Source organism: Mesorhizobium sp. WSM4829, assembly GCF_055811475.1.
Genome location: NZ_JBVVQJ010000003.1, coordinates 157111 through 174454, shown reverse-complemented (window position 1 = coordinate 174454; position 17344 = coordinate 157111). Strand labels below are relative to the sequence as shown.

Annotated in this window: 15 protein-coding genes, 1 pseudogene and 1 CRISPR repeat array; of the genes and pseudogenes, 3 read left to right on the top strand and 13 right to left on the bottom strand. The window is 60.3% G+C overall.

Annotation, left to right across the window (positions count from 1 at the left end):
- Positions 1-110: 110 nt before the first annotated feature.
- The 5 genes from AC0L17_RS04640 to AC0L17_RS04620 form a co-directional block, all read right to left on the bottom strand.
- Positions 111-905, bottom strand: coding sequence for an ATP-binding cassette domain-containing protein (locus AC0L17_RS04640; RefSeq protein ID WP_473514943.1), 795 nt, complete (start codon positions 903-905; stop codon positions 111-113).
- 58 nt (positions 906-963) lie between these two features.
- Positions 964-1986 carry an ABC transporter permease gene (locus AC0L17_RS04635; protein ID WP_473514942.1) on the bottom strand — a complete coding sequence of 341 codons (1023 nt, stop codon included), beginning with the start codon at positions 1984-1986 and terminating at the stop codon, positions 964-966.
- Positions 1987-1995: 9 nt separating this feature from the next.
- Positions 1996-3006: an ABC transporter permease gene (locus AC0L17_RS04630; protein ID WP_473515028.1), complete on the bottom strand. Its 1011-nt coding sequence runs from the start codon at positions 3004-3006 to the stop codon at positions 1996-1998.
- Positions 3007-3142: 136 nt separating this feature from the next.
- Positions 3143-4051, bottom strand: coding sequence for a sugar ABC transporter substrate-binding protein (locus AC0L17_RS04625; protein ID WP_091597831.1), 909 nt, complete (start codon positions 4049-4051; stop codon positions 3143-3145).
- A 153-nt stretch (positions 4052-4204) separates the two neighbouring features.
- On the bottom strand, positions 4205-5251 hold the full coding sequence (locus AC0L17_RS04620; RefSeq protein ID WP_473514941.1) for a sterol desaturase family protein: 1047 nt from the start codon (positions 5249-5251) through the stop codon (positions 4205-4207).
- A 168-nt stretch (positions 5252-5419) separates the two neighbouring features.
- Between AC0L17_RS04620 and AC0L17_RS04615 the strand changes: the two genes are divergently transcribed.
- Complete coding sequence (locus AC0L17_RS04615) at positions 5420-6454, top strand: LacI family DNA-binding transcriptional regulator (RefSeq protein WP_473514940.1); 1035 nt, start codon at positions 5420-5422, stop codon at positions 6452-6454.
- A 195-nt stretch (positions 6455-6649) separates the two neighbouring features.
- Here the strand turns inward: AC0L17_RS04615 and AC0L17_RS04610 are convergent, their stop codons facing one another.
- Positions 6650-6793, bottom strand: coding sequence for a hypothetical protein (locus AC0L17_RS04610; RefSeq protein ID WP_473514939.1), 144 nt, complete (start codon positions 6791-6793; stop codon positions 6650-6652).
- A gap of 16 nt (positions 6794-6809) precedes the next feature.
- Positions 6810-6965, bottom strand: coding sequence for a YjiS-like domain-containing protein (locus AC0L17_RS04605; RefSeq protein WP_128173374.1), 156 nt, complete (start codon positions 6963-6965; stop codon positions 6810-6812).
- Positions 6966-7199: 234 nt separating this feature from the next.
- Between AC0L17_RS04605 and AC0L17_RS04600 the strand changes: the two genes are divergently transcribed.
- On the top strand, positions 7200-8069 hold the full coding sequence (locus AC0L17_RS04600; RefSeq protein ID WP_473514938.1) for a LysR family transcriptional regulator: 870 nt from the start codon (positions 7200-7202) through the stop codon (positions 8067-8069).
- Between the two features lie 3 nt (positions 8070-8072).
- Here AC0L17_RS04600 and AC0L17_RS04595 read toward each other — a convergent pair whose 3' ends face one another.
- The gene (locus AC0L17_RS04595; RefSeq protein ID WP_473514937.1) at positions 8073-8243 is read right to left on the bottom strand and encodes a hypothetical protein; all 171 of its coding nucleotides are present in this window, start codon (positions 8241-8243) and stop codon (positions 8073-8075) included.
- A gap of 87 nt (positions 8244-8330) precedes the next feature.
- On the opposite strand from AC0L17_RS04595, the gene AC0L17_RS04590 reads away from it, so the two are divergent.
- Complete coding sequence (locus tag AC0L17_RS04590) at positions 8331-8582, top strand: DUF6074 family protein (protein WP_473514936.1); 252 nt, start codon at positions 8331-8333, stop codon at positions 8580-8582.
- A gap of 217 nt (positions 8583-8799) precedes the next feature.
- Here AC0L17_RS04590 and AC0L17_RS04585 read toward each other — a convergent pair whose 3' ends face one another.
- The 5 genes and pseudogenes from AC0L17_RS04585 to cas5c all read right to left on the bottom strand — a co-directional run bounded on the left by AC0L17_RS04585 (position 8800) and on the right by cas5c (position 17322).
- The gene (locus AC0L17_RS04585; RefSeq protein WP_473514935.1) at positions 8800-10305 is read right to left on the bottom strand and encodes a calcium-binding protein; all 1506 of its coding nucleotides are present in this window, start codon (positions 10303-10305) and stop codon (positions 8800-8802) included.
- 1243 nt (positions 10306-11548) lie between these two features.
- A CRISPR array of direct repeats spans positions 11549-11912; the repeat unit is 32 nt; unit sequence GTTTCGATCCACGCCCCCGCGAGAGGGGCGAC.
- A 1876-nt stretch (positions 11913-13788) separates the two neighbouring features.
- Positions 13789-13956, bottom strand: a pseudogene (locus AC0L17_RS04580) (CRISPR-associated protein Cas4); the annotation flags it as partial.
- A gap of 2 nt (positions 13957-13958) precedes the next feature.
- The gene (gene cas7c / locus AC0L17_RS04575; RefSeq protein WP_473514934.1) at positions 13959-14915 is read right to left on the bottom strand and encodes a type I-C CRISPR-associated protein Cas7/Csd2; all 957 of its coding nucleotides are present in this window, start codon (positions 14913-14915) and stop codon (positions 13959-13961) included.
- Positions 14912-16657, bottom strand: coding sequence for a type I-C CRISPR-associated protein Cas8c/Csd1 (gene cas8c / locus AC0L17_RS04570; protein WP_473514933.1), 1746 nt, complete (start codon positions 16655-16657; stop codon positions 14912-14914). The genes cas7c and cas8c overlap by 4 nt, the downstream gene beginning before the upstream one ends.
- The gene (cas5c, locus tag AC0L17_RS04565) at positions 16654-17322 is read right to left on the bottom strand and encodes a type I-C CRISPR-associated protein Cas5c (RefSeq protein WP_473514932.1); all 669 of its coding nucleotides are present in this window, start codon (positions 17320-17322) and stop codon (positions 16654-16656) included. Before cas5c ends, cas8c begins: the two co-directional genes overlap by 4 nt.
- Between the last annotated feature and the right edge of the window lie 22 nt (positions 17323-17344).

Genomic DNA, 17344 nt, shown 5'->3' with positions numbered 1-17344 from the left:
GGCTAGTGGCGCCAAGGGTCATCAGGGCCGGTCGACGGCAGAGGTTTCCCGAGGAAAACGATCGAGCCGCCCGCCGATCCAGCTCGAAAGACGGCGCATTGTCATTGCGATCATGCATGCAATTCATGCTCGATTTCCGCCTCGAGGTCAGCCATGGTTTCACCGCCGGCCATCAGGTCGGTGATCTCCTCGCGGGTCTTCTCGCGCTTCCGGAAATCGGCGGCGATCGCGCCGCGAATGAGGACGGCGAAATGGTCTCCCACCGCCATCGCGTGCATCACCTGGTGGGTGATGAAGACGACCGCGAGACCGCGCCGCTTGGCTTCATTGACGATGCGCAGCACGTGAGCTGCCTGCTTGACGCCGAGCGCTGCCGTCGGCTCATCGAGGATCAGAACACGAGCGCCGAAATGCACGGCGCGGGCAATGGCCAAAGACTGGCGTTCGCCGCCTGACAGGCCACCGACCAGCCGGTCGCCGTCGTCGATACGCGTGATGCCGAAATCCCGCACCGCTTTCACCGCGATCTCGTTGGCGCGCTTGCGGTCGTAGATCTTGAACGGACCCCAACCCTTTGTCGGCTCCAACCCAACGAAGAAGGAGCGGCCAACGCTCATTAAGGGGAACGTTCCGCCGAACTGGTGCACGGTGGCAATGCCCCGCTCCTGCGCAGCGCTCGGACGGTCGAAGCTGACCGCCTTTCCGTCCATCAGGATCTCGCCGCTGGTCGGCTTGTGGACGCCTGCCAACACCTTGATGAGAGTGGACTTCCCGGCGCCGTTGTCGCCGAGGAGACACAAGACCTCACCCCGGCGAATTTGCAGCGAGATGTTATGCAACACGTCGATCGGGCCGAAAGACTTGTTGACATTTTTCAGTTCGAGAATGGCAGGCTTTTCGCTCATAATTGTCGCATCTTTCGTTCTTCCAAGCAGTCGCTGATCGCAACTGCAGCCGCATCGCTCAGTGCTGTATGGGTGCCCTCGGCACGCTTTGTTTTGAACCTCGCCAATAAGACAGAGCCAGTTCCCGGAATGCCTGATTCATCAGAACCGCCGTCAAAAGCATCACGCCGATGATCAGGTTCGACCAGTTCCGGTCGATCTGGGTGAAGTAGATGCCCTGGCTGACAATGGCGAACGTGATGGTACCGACGAAGATGCCGATGACCGAGCCGAACCCTCCCGTGAGCAGCACGCCGCCGACCACCACGGACACGATCGCGTTGAAGATGAAGTTCATTCCGCCGGAAACCTGGGCCGAGTTGAACAGGATCGCCTGGCACATGCCAACGAATGTGGCGCTAACGGCGGACAGCACGAACAGTGCGATGGTCATGCGGTTTGTCGGTATGCCTGCATTGCGGGCGCTGACGCGATCGCCGCCCATTGCAAACAGCCAGTTGCCATAGCGGGTCTTGTGCAGCACGAAGCCAATGATGACAGCGAACACTGCCCACCAGACGATGATGACCTGGTGGCTTCCACCGATAAGCTGTCCGAACAGGAATTTGGCCCATTCGGGAGCAGTGACGGCAACGCTGGCGTTGCCAGTTAACAACACGGACCCACTGAGCACCAAGCCCTGCATCGCAACCAGGGTGGCGAGCGTAATGATCAACGAAGGCACCGAGGTGCGGATCGTCAGCAAACCATTAACGAGGCCGACCGCCACACCGACCGCCAGGGCGCCGGCCATGCCCACCGCGATGGGCAGGTCATAGTAGCCGCTAAGGATGGCGGTGGTCATAGAGCCCGCGGGGATCAATGCGCCGATGGAGATGTCGAGTTCACCCGAGATCATCAGCAGACCGACCGGAATGGCGACAATGCCGAGATTTGCGGCGAAATTCACCCAGCTCGCCGCGCCAAGGAGTGTGCCCAGGTCCACGCCACCGAAAAATACGAAGAACAGCACCACCCCGATCAGGCTGAGGATCGAGCCGGCTTCCGGGCGGCGCAACAAGGATTTGATTGCCTCAGTCATGGCGGTCCCTCAAGCCTTCTTCGATGAGTAGCTGAGCGCCAGCTGCCGAAAGGTGTCGTTGGTGAGTACGGCGATCAGGAGAAGCGCGCCGATGATGACGCTTCCCATGTTGGGATCGATACTCGTGAAGTAGATGCCCTGGTTTACGATAGAGAACGTGATCGTGCCGAACACGATACCTACGACCGAGCCAAATCCGCCGGTAAGCAGAACGCCCCCGATGACCACGCACATGATCGAATTGAAGATGAAGGACTGCCCAGCCAGAACCTGAGAGCTCTGGTAAACCATCACCTGGCTGACTCCGATGAACGCGGCGGAAAACCCCGAAAGCATGAATAGACCGATGGTAAGCCGTTTGGTGGGGATGCCCGCGTTGCGCGCGCTCTCCTTGTCGCCCCCGAGTGCATAGATCCAGTTGCCCACGGGCGAAATGTGGAGGAGCCAGAGAAGGGCGGCGATGTAGACGAGCCACCAGAGAATCGTCACTTGGAACATGCCCCCGAGATATTGGCCGAGAAGCATCTTCGTGAGTTCGTCGGGTACCAGCGAGACACCGGTGCTGCCGGCGATCATCACCGTAAGACCCAGCGTCAGGCCCATTGTGCCGAACATCGTTCCTATTGTGATTATCAGCGACGGGATCGTGGTTCGCGTGACGAACACGCCGTTGATCAAGCCGATGGCGAGACCGAGCCCAAGCGCGGCCGTGATGCCGAGCCAATCAGGCAGGCCATAGTAGCCGGATATGATCGCAGCCGTTAGGGAGGCCGCGGGAATCACGGCGCCGACCGAGATGTCCAGCTCACCAGCGATCATCAGCAGCCCTATCGGCAGAGCGATGATGCCGATCTCGGAGGCGATGCTCAGCCAACTGGCCGTACCGGCTGCTGACAAAAAGCCACTGCCTCCGAATATGGCGAAGAACAGAAAGACTGCGACCATGCCCAGGAACGAGCCCGTCTCGGGCCGCCGCGCCAGACGACCTAGGGCCAGTCCAGAACCGCCGCGGTTTGCCATCGGCGTTGGGGTGGATGTCACGGGATGTGCCGTCATCATGGGTAATCCGCGAGTTATTGAGCGCCAAAATTGCGGTCGCTATGGAAGTACAATGAACTGGCCGCCCGCCTCACAAGGCGGGCGGTCGTAAGGACACCTAGCGCGCGCCGGCCTTCACGCCGGCAATGGTCAGCTCGACAGTGTTCTTGTCGATGATACCAGGACCGGTGAGTATCTCGCGCGTCGGCACAGTCAGCCCGTAGTTTATCTTGCCATTCAAGATCGAGACGGCGAGGTAGCCTTGCCAGTAGCCCTGCTGGTCGATCGCGCATGCCTGCTTTCCATCTCTGATGTTGTTCAGGATGGTTTCGTCAAAGTTGATGCCGCACAGCTGAACCTGCCCGGCCTTGCCGGCCTGGGTAAGGCCGTTCATGGCCGAGTTGGCGTCGACATTGCCGATGGTGAATACAGCGGTTACGTCTTGATGCTGCAGCAGATAGGCCTTCACCGCCTGCGCTACTGCTGTTGCCGAGCCGAAAGAGGTGGCTGGCAACGGCAACACATCGGCCTCGCCGCCGCCATTCTTCATCCCTTCCTTGAAGCCACCACAGTAGGCCTCGATATTGGCCGCACCCGGCAGTGTGTTGATGCAGACGCCTTTCTTGTTGCCGGCCTTCGCGAGATACTCGCCGCCGGCCACGCCACCTTTGTAATCGTCCGAGCCGACATAGTTCATAGCGCCGAGGCGATCGGCCGCCTGCAAACCGCCCGCATTGTAAATGACCAATGGAATGCCTGCATCGACGACGGCTTTGAAGGCCGGGTCCATGGCCTCTGGGACCCAGTCCGGACCGACAATGGCGTCGGCCTTCTGGTCGATGGCCTGGCGGATCAGTTCGGCCGCGTCCACACCCAGATTGTCGTAGTTCTGCGGCCCGAGCCAGGTGACCTTACCGCCTTGGGCTTCGACCACCTTACCGGCGTCTTCGGCACCACGCTTGACGATTGACCAGAATGGATCGTCCGGCTTGCCGCCGATAACGAAGATGTCGGCGGCAAGCGTCATGCCGGTGCTGAATGCGGTAAGCACCGTTGCCGACACCAGCGTCTTGAAGAGTTTCATGGTCTTCCTCCCAGGTTGACCCGCCCCGCGGGTTTGAAAAACATGGCTGATCCGCTCCCCCTCCTCCGGGCACACAAGCGAAACAGCGGCTGTTGATTACTCTGCCGGCATGTCAGAGGCCCTGCCGTCGGGGGCTTCCTGCTTGGCGCGGAGCCTTTCTTTCTTCTTGCGAAAGCGCGCCTTCATAGCCTCGTCGGCCTCCTTGCTACCGTCGTGCCAAGTGCCGAAAAGCTTATCGAGAGGGACCAGACCGTCACCGCCGTAGTTCACCTCGAAATACTTGTGGTGCAGGTAGTGGACGTAGGAATGGCCATCGAGCTTGATCTTGTCGGTGAGTTCGAAGGTCTCAAACCCAAGATGGCCATTCACCGCTCCGAAGCCGGCCCCATGCAGCGTGAAGTACGCGCAGACCGGGTTGGATGGGATCAGCAGGTGCAGCCAGGCTTCGGCATGGTAGAGGAACCCTTCCACCGGATGCATGGACAGCGACGACCACGGACTGGGGTTGATCGAGTTGTGGTGAACCGAGTGCACCCATTTGTAGAGCGGCGGCCAATGGATGGCGCGGTGCAGGAAGAAGAAATAGATCTCATGCACGGCCGGCGCGATGATGACGAGGAAAGATAGGTAAAGCCAATTGGTCGTCCAGGGCAGCCAGACCGCCCAGCTATTGGCGTAGACCCACAGCATCACGATTTCGACCACGGTCCACAGCGGTATGGTGATGAAAAACGAGCGGGTGAAATTGTCGATATTCTGGCTCTGAAACCAGAAGACGTCGGACGGCGCGTCAGACGGGAATTTTGGATTGTACTTGAAGCGGTTCTCTTGCTTGCGCTGGATATAATAGCGCAGCTCAAAGAACCCGTAGAAGAGAAAAATGCCCGCTGCGTTCAGGCCGTACAGCCAAAGGTAGTTGAGCAGCGAAAAGGTTGCCAGGCTGTCCCAGCTCGGAATGAGCAAGTTGACCCATATGATTGCCGTGGCCATGTGGAACGCATTCCAGGGCCAAAGAAGCTCAGGAATCCAGGCCAGTACCTTCTTGGCGTTGAACGGCCGATGCCAGATCGGCACCGGCTCGGCTCGGCGGTGCGGGACCCAGTTTCCGCGTTTGTCGCGCGTTCCATACTGAAGGTCATCCATCTGAGCAGCGCCTCCTGGCCGACCAATTCCGGTCTGCCTTCACCCGATTGGCCTCAACGGAGGCGATTCATATCGGAGGCTTGATATCGTCGGAACACAAAAATAGTATTGAGGTCGCATTTGTATCATAATGTCTCACTCATGATGATACAGAAGAGGGACGGTTCCATGATGCGACCGACGATTCGCGACCTCGCTCAAGCCGCTGGCGTATCAGTGGCGACTGTGAACAGAATCCTCAGCGGCACTGTCTCCGTTCGCCCAAAAACCGTGCAACGAGTGCAAAGCGCAGCCGAAGAAATCGGGTTCTATGGGATCGGGGCGATCGACGACCGGGCCAAGAAACTATCGCCCCATCACCGATTTGGTTTCCTGCTGCAGCAATCGACCCGCGAGCTCTACCAACTGTTCGGAAAGAAAATCGTCGCAGCCTGTCGCGCTCGTCGCGACGAGGTGGTCGAGGCTGTCGTCGAGTTTGTCGATCTACTGACGCCGGAGACTATCTCTAGCCGCCTCATCGCGCTTGGCGACTCTTGCGACGCAGTCGCGGTGGTTGCCGCAGATCACCCAATCATAGGTCAGGCCATCCGTTCACTGAAGGAAATGGGGAAGCCCGTTGTTGCTTATATTACTGACCAATCCGCGCCGGAACGGGCAGCGTACGTGGGCACGGACAACTGGAAGCTGGGACGCACAGCGGCATTCTTGGTTGCGCAAACCACCCAAGGTCCAGGGCGCATTGCGGTTTTCATAGGCAATCACCGGTATCAATGCCAAGACGTCTCAGACGCCAGCTTCCGTTCGTATTTGCGCGAACACGCTCCGCGGCTCGCAGTGGAAGAAAGTCGCCCTACTCGTGAGGAATCGAGTGAAGCTTATCGTATGGTAGCCGAGCTCCTGAAGACGACTAATGACCTTGTGGGAATTCTGATCGTCGGTGGTGGAATAACCGGGGTGCTCCGTGCGCTGCGAGAGGTCCCTGCCGAAAGGCGGGCGGGAATCAAGCTGGTTTGCCGTGACATTGGCCCCGAGACGCGAAAAGGCTTGTCCGAGGGAATGATCACCGCAGCGCTTTGTCATCCACTCGAGGCGACCTCGGTCCTCCTTGTGCAGACGATGATTGACGTGATTGGACCGCAAGCACCGGTCGCGACCCTTCAGCGGTCTATACCTTTTGAAATAGTCACGCCGGAAAACATCTGACGCATTTATCTCGGCGATGCCTCAGAGGGATTCGAGCCCAATGCGTGGGCTTGAGATAAAATATACAATAAAATCAAGTATTTAAGCGATGGATTTGGTCGGGCCGGAGGGTGTGCCGGGAGCGTTGATTTCATTGGCTTTCTCGTGGGCCAAAATAGCCGTGTCGGAACACCCGCGCGCCGATGTTATAGGCAATCACCAGCGCGGCTTGCGACCTGATGTCGTCGACCTCGCCATAGATGTCGCGGTGTCACGCCAGCGCGTGGCGCCACCTGCCGCCCAGGTGCCGATCCCGATGCGCGGTACCGAGCCGGCATCCCAAAGCTCCATCATCTGCATGCCCGTCTCCATTATCTCAACGACGCAGGCTGGCGTGGCGGGCATGCTCGCGGATCTCTTCGCGAGAAATGCCAGCATCCGCCAGTGTGCTGTCTGGGGCCTGCCTCAAGCTCGCAAGCGTCTGGCGATAGGCAAGCCAGCGGGCGAAACGGTGTCGAAGTCTATACAACATGATCGTCTCCTTTGGCGCGCAGAAAGCCCACGCCTGGGTTGGTCGAATGCGCAAAGCATCTGCGCGAAGCGCATGCGCGATCGAAAGGATTGCGCTGGCTTCTTGGCCAGCCGAGGCGCTTGTCACTGTCGCTCCAGGCAGGATTGTCCAACGCCTTCAATGCCTGCAATGCTTGCTTGTGATGCCCGCTTCGCGCTACAGCCAAGGTCGCAAGGAGTTTTTCATTTCTGCAAAATGGATATCGACTGGGACGATCTGAGGCTGTTTCTTGACGTTGCGCGGCTGGGTGGCTTGAGCGCAGCGACGGGAACCACGCGCCTCAGCGCAGCCACCCTTGGACGTCGCGTCACCGCGCTCGAAAAGCAGATCGGCGAACCGCTGTTCGTGCGCCAGCAGACAGGCTACCGGCTGACCCCGGTCGGTGAAGAACTGCTGCGGCGCGCCGAAGACGTCGAGGCAGCAATGCAGTCGCTGACCCGCTGGCGCGAGGGGAACCTGCCCGACCGCATTGTCCGCGTCTCGGCCGGGCCATGGACCTCAGCCTTCGTTTCCGCCCATATCGGCGAGATCTGGACGGTCGATGACGGCATAAGGGTGGAGCTCGTCACCACCACCGACCGCGTCGACATCGGCCGCCGTGCCGCCGACATCGGCATCCGCAGCGAGCGCCCGACCGAGCAGTGGCTGGCCGGCCGTCAGAGCGGCAAGGTCGCCTACGCCATTTATTCCGGACGCCACCTGATCAACGGCATCGCCGCCGGGTTGTTCGTCGGCGTCACCGGCGAAGCGGCAAACATTGCCTCGGCGCGCTGGCTTCGAGCCCATCACGGCGACCGCATCGCCGTGCGCGGCAACAACACCCATTCGGTGCGCGAGCTGGTGGCCGCCGGCGCCGGCCTTTCGATCTTTCCGTGCTTCGTCGGTGACAGCGATCCGCGGCTGGTTCGCGTCGCTCAGCCTATCCCCGAACTCGAAACCGACCAATGGATCGTCACCCATCACGAGGAACGTCACGCGCCACCGGTCCGAAAAGTCGCCGACCGGATTGCCGCCTTGATGCGGGTGCACCAGCCGCTGTTTCGCGGCGAGACGCCGATCCAGTAAGCCTCAGGCGTCGATCGGCCGCCAGCTGAGCCGCATGGTGGCACTCATGCCGGACTCCTGCGCCGTCAGGCCTAGGCCGTAATACTTCAACAGGGACTCGAACTCGCCATGCCGCTGCGTCCAGCCGCTATTCGCGGCACCGACCATCGAGCCCCAGCGGACGCTTTGTTCCATGGCTGACCACCGTCAAAAAGAGCGCTGTTAACCAAATTTTCTAACCCGCCAATGCTTATTCGCGCGACTGAAGAGGTGAGGTGATCGATGTGCAATTCAAACATAAGCGCATTTCCGCTGCATCGGCGGCGGAAATTGGTCGAAGGGATCGCCCTGGTCCTGGAGTCCAAGAACGGGGAGGACGCGAACGCCTTCTGGCGCAACACCGCCAAGGCAATTCTCGTTCAATTATCCGAATCAGGAATTGCACCCGGGCTGGCCGAACAGGAAGTCGGAACGCTTCTTCATGCTGTCTTGGATGATATAGCCACCCGCAGTGCGGCGAAACTAGCACAATAGCATCGGCTGGCTCACGACGATGGATTGCCGCGTGTCAATGCGGATGAAAAGATAGCCGCGTCCGTCGAAATCATGCCTCACCGTTGCAGACACCACCCAGTCGGGTCATGAAGGGCTCGGATGAGCCCTGACGCCCCTTACTGCGCAATCGGGGAGGAAATCCTGCGTATGGGCGCGATCACGCCCGGTCTATGTAGCTGCGCCCCACCATGCGCGCCTATAACACGAAGAAGTCGTCCACTGTGAGGAATGTGCTCGGGTCCAGGGCGGCAAACTTGACAGTCGCCGCTCCTCCTGCCCCGTCCACATCGAACAGCAGATCGCCGGTCTCCTTGTCGTAAATGATGTGATCGTTGTCATCGATGGCGTGCTTGCCGAGGACGAAAACCGCAGCGGAAAGCGAGCCGGCCGACAGCCCGACGAATGCGGAGCTGTCCAGCCAGAACACATCGTCGAGCGCATTGAAGTCTTCTATCCTGTCGTAGTTCGCCGGCCCAACTGCGTCGAACACGAAGACATCCCTGCCCCCCTCGCCGGCCAGCCGGTCGCGGCCGGCGCCGCCATTGAGGATGTCGTCGCCAGCACCACCTCGCATGTCGTCGGAGCCGGCGCCGCCGTCGAGGACGTCGTCGCCAGTGTCACCGCGGACGCCGTCTGCGCCCTCACCACCGCTGATCTCGTCATTGCCAGCGCCGCCCTTCAGCCAATCGGTGCCCGCGCCTCCAATGATGTCGTCCGCGCCCGCGCCGCCGAACAGCTGGTCGTGGCCGGCACCGCCGTCGAGCGTATCGTTGAACGGGGTGCCGCTGATGCGGTCGCCCCCGCCCAGCGCGGCGACGAGCACGGCATGATCATGGCTTGCGTAGTTCGCAATGTTTTTGGCGTCGGTCAGGGTAATGGATTCGGCCGGCGGAGTGACTGTGATCGTAATCGTCGCCACATTGCTGTTGCCCTGGCCGTCCGTAGCGTAAACCGTAAAGCTGTCGGTGCCGATGAACCCTGCCTCCGGTGTGTAATCGAACAGGTTTCCGCTCAGAAAATCCGCATGATAGTGCAGGGTAGTGCCATAATGACCCTGGTGAAACGGGTAGTAGTTACCGTCGAAACTCGTCTCCTGCTCCAGGGTGCCGCTGTCCGGCCCGTCCAAGACGATAAAGTTCAAGAGATCGTAGTCGGCATCTGTCGCGCTGAACTTGACGTCGTCGAGAGATTGCGCCTGCGAAATCGACAAGTCCAGGTCGGCAACGGTGGGCGCGTGATTAACGAAGGTGTCGGACTGAAGCACGCCCCCTTTCAAGATGATCTGGTGCTGACCGTATTTGGTGTTTTCGCCGCCGAAATATTCGTTCGCCCCGATCCATGTCACCGTGAGGTCGTCGGGGCTGTCAGCGCTGATCGAGACGATCCGGACCGACTGGAAGGCCGCCTGGTCGGAGACGGTGCGGAGAAAATTGCCTTCGTTGTCGAAGACCTGCGTTTCCACTGTCGTCCAGGTTTCGGTCCTGCCCTCGTGGGTGAAGCTGGTGATGGTGAAGAAGCCATCGAAGACATCGACCGAAGCCAGTTCGATCCCACCGTAAGGGAAATCCGGCTTTGCGCCTATCGGTCCGATTACGTCGCCGTCTGTTTCCGTAATGCTGAAAAGGACCGAGTCAGGGGTCGGATTGGGATTCTCTGGTTCGTTCCATACGATGAGTTCACTGCCATTGCTTAAGGTCGGCATCCTGTCTCTTCCTTGCCTTTGCGCCTGGACGTGCTGCGGATGCCCCAATTCCAACAGTAACATGTTACGCGAGACGGATCGGTGACAGACCCAACCGCCATTCGCCTTCTTCGAATATGGTTAATTCGGTGATCATGCCGAACTGTCTGATTGGATTCGGCAATGGGCCGACGCCGGTGAAATCCAGTCGGCGATGCGGCGAGCCGACGAGGTGCGGTCGTGCTGGGCATCAGGCACTGCGGACCCGAAGATAGTGTCCTGAAGGTTCTGCAAAAAGCTTTGGAGAGGGAACGGCCCGTGCTCTGAGGTGAGGGCGGCTATGGCACGCTGGTGACGTTTCGATCCACGTCCCCCGCGGGCGACCGGCACGCCGGATCTTGGAAGATCTCCGCACATGGTTTCGATCCACGCGCCCCGCGAGAGAACCGCGAGAGGGGCGACGCGACGGCTTCCGGATCATTCTCGTTACGTGCTTGTTTCGATCCACGCCCCCGGCGAGAGGGGCGACCCAACATGAATACCGGCTTCCACCAGGTCAACGCGTTTCGATCCACGCCCCGCGAGAGGGGCGACACTGTCTTCGTGACCACCTTTGAGCGGTTGTAGATGTTTCGATCCACGCTCCCGCGAGAGGGGCGACCCTTTGACGAGGATCGGCAACGCATCTGGGCCGTGGTTTCGATCCACGCCCCCGCGAGAGGGGCGACCAGTCAGTGTGCGCACATTGTCCTTGAAGGAGACGTTTCGATCCACGCCCCCGCGAGAGGGGCGACCCCCACATGGCGGAGCGGAATGTCGCCCTCTCCAAGTTTCGATCCACCCGCGAGAGGGGCGACGCCACCCTTGAGGAGCCGCCTTTCGTAGACCTGGTTTCGATCCACGCCCCCGCGAGAGGGGCGACTGCAGGGGCATCGCCAGTTTCGTCTACCCGTTCATGTTTCGATCCACGCCCCCGCGAGAGGGGCGACGACGCGAAACCGCAGATGCGGCCGCTGATATCCTGTTTCGATCCACGCCCCCGGGGCGACGACATGCTCGACGACATGGATTGCAAGCCCTAGATCGTTTCGATCCACGCCCGCGGGGGCGACCCTTTACGCGCGTGGCGTCAGCCTGATGGATGAGTTTCGATCCACGCCCCCGCGAGAGGGGCGACGCGGAAATCCTTATGAACGCCGTCTATGTCTCGGTGTTTCGATCCAGGGGCGACAGCTTGAGGCCGCGAGGAAGGGGGGCCCCTGGGGGGTTCGATCCACGCCCCCGCGAGAGGGGCGACCATCTCGAATTTCATCGCGGATCAGATCGAAGATGTTTCGATCCACGCCCCCGCGAGAGGGGCGACTCGTTCCCGCCTGGGCGACGGTTGACGCGGCGAAGTTTCGATCCACGCCCCCGCGAGAGGGGCGACAAGTGCTGACTTATTCAGATGTGCAGAAGTACCTGTTTCGATCCACGCCCCCGCGAGAGGGGCGACTGCCATTGACGTTGGGGTGCAGACCGTCGGCGAAAGTTTCGATCCACGCCCCCGCGAGAGAGGCGACACATGTGCATGTCGCTCAGCCAGCCGATGGCGGCGTTTCGATCCACGCCCCCGCGAGAGGGGCGACGCTCATCATCTGCAAACAAGCCAGTGTTGACGAGTTTCGATCCACGCCCCGCAAGAGGGCGACTGCCCGTCATCAGCAGCGATGACCGCGTCTCAACGTTTCGATCCACGCCCCCGCGAGAGGGGCGACGCCAGCGCGCGGAGCGCAGCAAAGAACGCGCTATAGTTTCGATCCACGCCCCGGGGCGACTCGAGACGAACACGGCGCTAGGTTCATAGGCGTTGTTTCGATCCACGCCCCCGCGAGAGGGCGACGCGGCGACCGGCTGTTTTCAGCGCATCGCGAGGTTTCGATCCACGCCCCGCGAGAGGGGCGACGCCGAGCCACCATTGCGGATAGCAGTGAGCGGGTTGTTTCGATCCACGCCCCCGCGAGAGGGGCGACCCATCCACGTCGGCGATGAGGTTCGTTCCGTGCTGTTTCGATCCACGCCCCCCCGCAAGAAGGGCGACGTCGCAGCCGAAAACGCAGCCGCTGCGGCTCTCGTGTTTCGATCCACACCCCCGCGAGAGGGGCAACGTATCCAGATCGAGAGGATCGACAAGGCGCAAACGGTTTCGATCCACGCCCCCGCGGGGCGACTTCTGACACGGCTACACCGGCCACATCCACAATGAGTTTCGATCCACGCCCCCGCGAGAGGGGCGACCCGCATTGCCGGCAGCGACGTGATAGTCGCCGTTGTTTCGATCCACGCCCCGCGAGAGACGCGACATCTTGCGGCCATCGCCCTGCGAGCCGAAGATGTTGCTTCGATCCACGCCCCCGCGAGAAGGGCGACTTTTTCACTTGAGTTCCTTGGATCCACAGAAGATGTTTCGATCCAGCCCGCGCGAGAAGGGCGACAATTCCCCGCCCTCGATATCCGCTTTGCGTTCTGGTTTCGATCCACGCCCCCGCGAGAGGGGGCGACGACGTTGTTGGCGGTGCCGGAGGCGATCTCGAAGTTTCGATCCACGCCCCCGCCTGAGGGGGCGACGCCGACCCACCGTTGCGGATCGCGGTCAACGGGTTGTTTCGATCCACGCCCCCGCGAGAGGGTGCGACAGTTGAAGAAAGAAGAACTAGATCGCGGAGATGGTCCCACAATTGAGCAAGAGGTCGGGCGAAAACCCGGCTTGACGCACATAGTTTCACGATTTCAAAGAACCAGCACCGGTGCGAATCCGTCGGAATTTTCCGGCACGCTCCATGTTCGCGCTGTGTCGCGCTTGCAATGGATTTAGATGAGGAGGGTGGATCGGCGTCCCGTTCGTAGGGCTGGGTTGGCCGGAGTTTCCGGCCGCCGCCTGCTCACAGACGCTCGATAATCTCCACGCCGTCGGGTAGCCCTTCACGATCGATCTCGATCTTGTAGTCACTAAATTTAGGGATCCACGCCCCCCCCGAGAGGGGCGACCAACATCCTGCCGGTGCAGGAAGACCTGCTCAAGATTTCGATCCACGCCCCCGCGAGAGGGGCGACCTCGGTGCGAATCTCGGTCGTCATCTGATTGTAGTTTCGATCCACGTCCCCGCGAGAGGGCCGACAACTAGAGCGGTCCATGATGGCAAGCGGGGCGAAGTTTCGATCCACGCCCCCGCGCGAGGGGCGACCGCGCCCTTTGAGCGCGCGCCGAGACAGGAGATGTTTCGATCCACGCCCCCGCGAGAGGGGCGACAGTGCCTCAGCTAACAGATTGCCATGATTGAAGAAAGAAGAGCTAGATCGCGGACATGGTCCCACTATTGAGCAAGAGGTCGGGCGAAAACCCGGCTTGACGCACATAGTTTCACGATTTCAAAGAACCAGCACCGGTGCGAATCCGTCGGAATTTTCCGGCACGCTCAATGTTCGCGCTGCGTCGCGCTTGCAGTGGATTCAGATGATGAGGGTATGCATGACATTGCCTTCCGCCGTAAACCGGTTCTCTCCCCACATTCGCTCGACGTGGATGAGTGCGGCTTGCCGGAGACAATAGACAGCGTGTTGCAACGCCGAGAGCGGAATGGGATCGGCATCCCATTCGTCGGGCTGGGTGGCCAGAGTTCCGGCCGGCGCCATGCTCACAGACGCTCGATAATCTCCACGCCGTCGGGTAGCCCTTCACGATCGATCTCGATCTTGTAGTCGCTAAATTTACGGGCCGGTGGATAGTTGTCGATGCCGGAATCCTCGACATCACGGAAGACGCCGTCAATGTTGCGACCAACCCTTACGCGATCGAAGAGCGCATGGGCCGGTGCATTGCCGAGCGTGTTGGCGTGTTTGAAGACGACGAGCTTGCGGCTTGCCATTTCTCCACGCGCTGCCGACCGATCGTGCTCGAACATCGTTGAGAGCGCCTCGAAGAGCAAGTCAAGGTCTGCATCGGAAAAGCCCGTGCGTTCGGCAAGTTTCGCGGAGACGAAACCGTGGGCGCGGTAAAGCCCATAGGGTACAATATGCTTGCGGCCCATGGTGCGGTTGTCGACGCGGTCATTGCCTTCCTCGCTGCCCTCCACCCGTTGCTTTTTCTCCGCCTCATTGGTTGCAGCCATGCGGGTGATGGAGATTTCCTGGGGCACGATCGGCTCGATGGAACTCGCAAATGTCATCTGCACCGGCCCACGCACCTGGCCAGCATTGATGCCGGTCGACATGACCGCGCCGAAGGTGCGAACATCGAAGAAATTTGCACACATAAATCTTGTCAGAGCTCGCCCTTCATCGTCGTCTTTGGGATTTAGCTTGGCGTCCTTGGCGGCTTTTCCATCGTCGGGGCGTAGCGCGACATAGGCCTTGCGGTGCTGTTCATTCAGGATCGCGCCTTCCTTGACGTAGATGTTGTAGCTCTGATGCTCGCCTCTGGCGAACTCGACATAGTTGCGCACCTTGCGCTTGAGGCTGACGTCCGAAACCAGACCATGATTGGTCTCGGGATCGAGCCGCGGCATGTTGCCGGCATCCGGGTCGCCGTTCGGGTTGCCTTTGGATACATCAAACAGCAGGACGAAATCATAGCGGTTGGAAAGGGCGTTCATGATGCGGCATCCTGTGTGTCGATAGTTTCGGGTTTGCGGAAGAATTCGCCGCGCTGATGGTAGTAGCCGAGGCCGAACAGTGCCTGCTCTTCGGCGGAAAGGGAGGCCGGGAAGGGATCGCTGTCGGGCGACATGCGTTCGAGGATAGCGCCGATGGTTTTTTCGAGATTGACCCTGTGTCCTGGCCTTTGCTTGCCGACCTTCGAAAGATGGTTGGCTGATCCCCGGTCGAGCAGGGCGAACACCTTGCGAGGTTGGGCGGATGCCGAACTGTAGAATTTGTCCTTAATGGTGGCGTTGACGTTGCGACCGAGCGCGGCCGTTTGTATTTGTTCATAGGCAGCGAACAGCCGCCCGAGCAGATAGCCCTTGTTCCTATTCTCCGGTTGGAATGACACAGGAACCTCCCCAATTGCCTTGTTGAAATTTCGAACGAGCAGCGCTTTCAGGATACTGACCCTGAGCGCGTTCACCTCTCCGTCCGCGCGAATGCGCATCAGCACCGTCGAGAGCAACGTCAGCGGATAACGGGTGCCGGTCAGGATCGATCGCATCCACTCCCCGGCGAGATTAGGCGGCACGTTTTCGCGCTTGCCCAGCACCGCGGTTTCGGCGAGATATTTCCATAGCGCGGGGTGCGAGACGCGCGGCGGCGGATCGACGTCCATTTCGGCGACGAAGCGCTGGTAGTTTTTCGCCAGCACGCCGAAATCGTTCTCGAACCAGAACCGGATCGAAAGCCGCGCGGCATTCGGAGCAAGACCAAGGACATAGAAGCGGACGCCGTTTTCAAGTTCGGGGGCGACCACCTTGAGTGGCAGGCCCTTGCGAATGCGTGCGAGGATATCGCCGACCTTGCCGGCTTGGGTGACTTCGTCAACATCCGAAAACATCGTGCCGAACGTGCCTTCCGCCGTACGCGCCACTTCGGCGTTGGAGGCATCAGCCCAGAAAACGGTGGAGGCATCGCCGACCTGGATCCGGTTGGTCTTGCCTGCAAGGAATGTGTTGAGCGCTGTGGAATATTTGAAGGCGGCGGCTTCGGAGACGGGCGCATTGTCGCCCTGCTCGTGCTCATAGGACGTGAAGGCATCGAGGTTGAACGATACGATGGAAGCGCCGGAGGATTGCGCATTCCATACGCCTTTGATCGCCGGATGAAGGCGCGCGACCACCCCATTTGAGCCGGTCACCAGGCAGATCGAGGCGGCATCCCCGCCTCCGCTTCGGGCCATCCATAAAGCCTTGGCCGCTGGCCGATCATGAAGATAACCGCCTTGACGCCTTTCACTGTCGAGCGCGAAGACCACGTTCTGGTCTTTCATCTCGTCAAGCCATGTGGGCTCGACAAACCGTTCGGGAGCCCAACCTTCAAGGAATAGACACAACGCCAGCAGGCCGGTGTCATCCGAGTGTTCAAGCGCCTCGCGGTGACGTTGCACAAAAGCGGCATGCTCGTCGGCTGTGCGCTTGCCCTCTCCTGCCGTGACGCCAAGCACATAGGAAGTCTTATCCCAGAGGAAGTTAGGCGCGATACCTGCGGTGCGTTTGGTCGGCTGCGGCACCTGCATCATGCGCGGCAGTTTCTTCTTGCCCGTGCCGTCTCGCAGATCGACAACGCTGGCCACTGTTCCATTATCGTGGAGTGAGACAACGAAGCCTATTTTTTCGGTGGAATAGCCAAAGGGCGGAACATCGGGCAGACGGTCGTAGGCCTTGGCAAGTGAAGCCAAAATGCTCATCGCCGGATCTCCGAAGAATTGGGAGCCGGAATGCGCATCACCCCGTCGTTGAGGCCAGCACGGAAAAACAGCGAAGGCTTGTCCGGCGCCCCATGGTCGATGTCCCACAGCATGAAGCCAAGGTCGCGCGTTTCCTTAATCGCGTCCGGCAACGGTGCACCCGGCGGCAGCAGTTCGAAGGCTGCCGCGAACTCGCGTGTGCCGAGGCAGGGCTGATGGAAGCATTGCCCCCGCGCCGCGCGACGGTTGAACGTATCGAGATGCTTGCCCTCGTTGTCGTCGGGACCGGCCTTGTCGGTCATCTCGAAATGCGCTTCGATGAGATAGGCGACGTCGACGAGCACTGTGGCGGCTCGCTGCTGGCGATCCTCATCGACGAGAAGGTGCAACCCTTCGAGGCTGCCGCGGTTCATGGCGGTCTTGGCGTTTCGAGCAGAAACCTTGCTGCCGACTTCGTTGCGGCGGATGGACTGGAAACGAATGACATTCAAAACATGGATGGCATCCACCACCCATCTGATGGCTGGCTTCCAGTGGATCGCCTCCAGAATTCCACGTGCCGCCGAAGGTGTCATCACGTCATAGGAGACGCGCTCAACCTTCATCTCCGGCCGCGTAAAGCAGGCGTGACTCCCTGAAACCCTCAGCCTGACGCCAAACGACATTCGCCCCTCCCCAGAGACATTT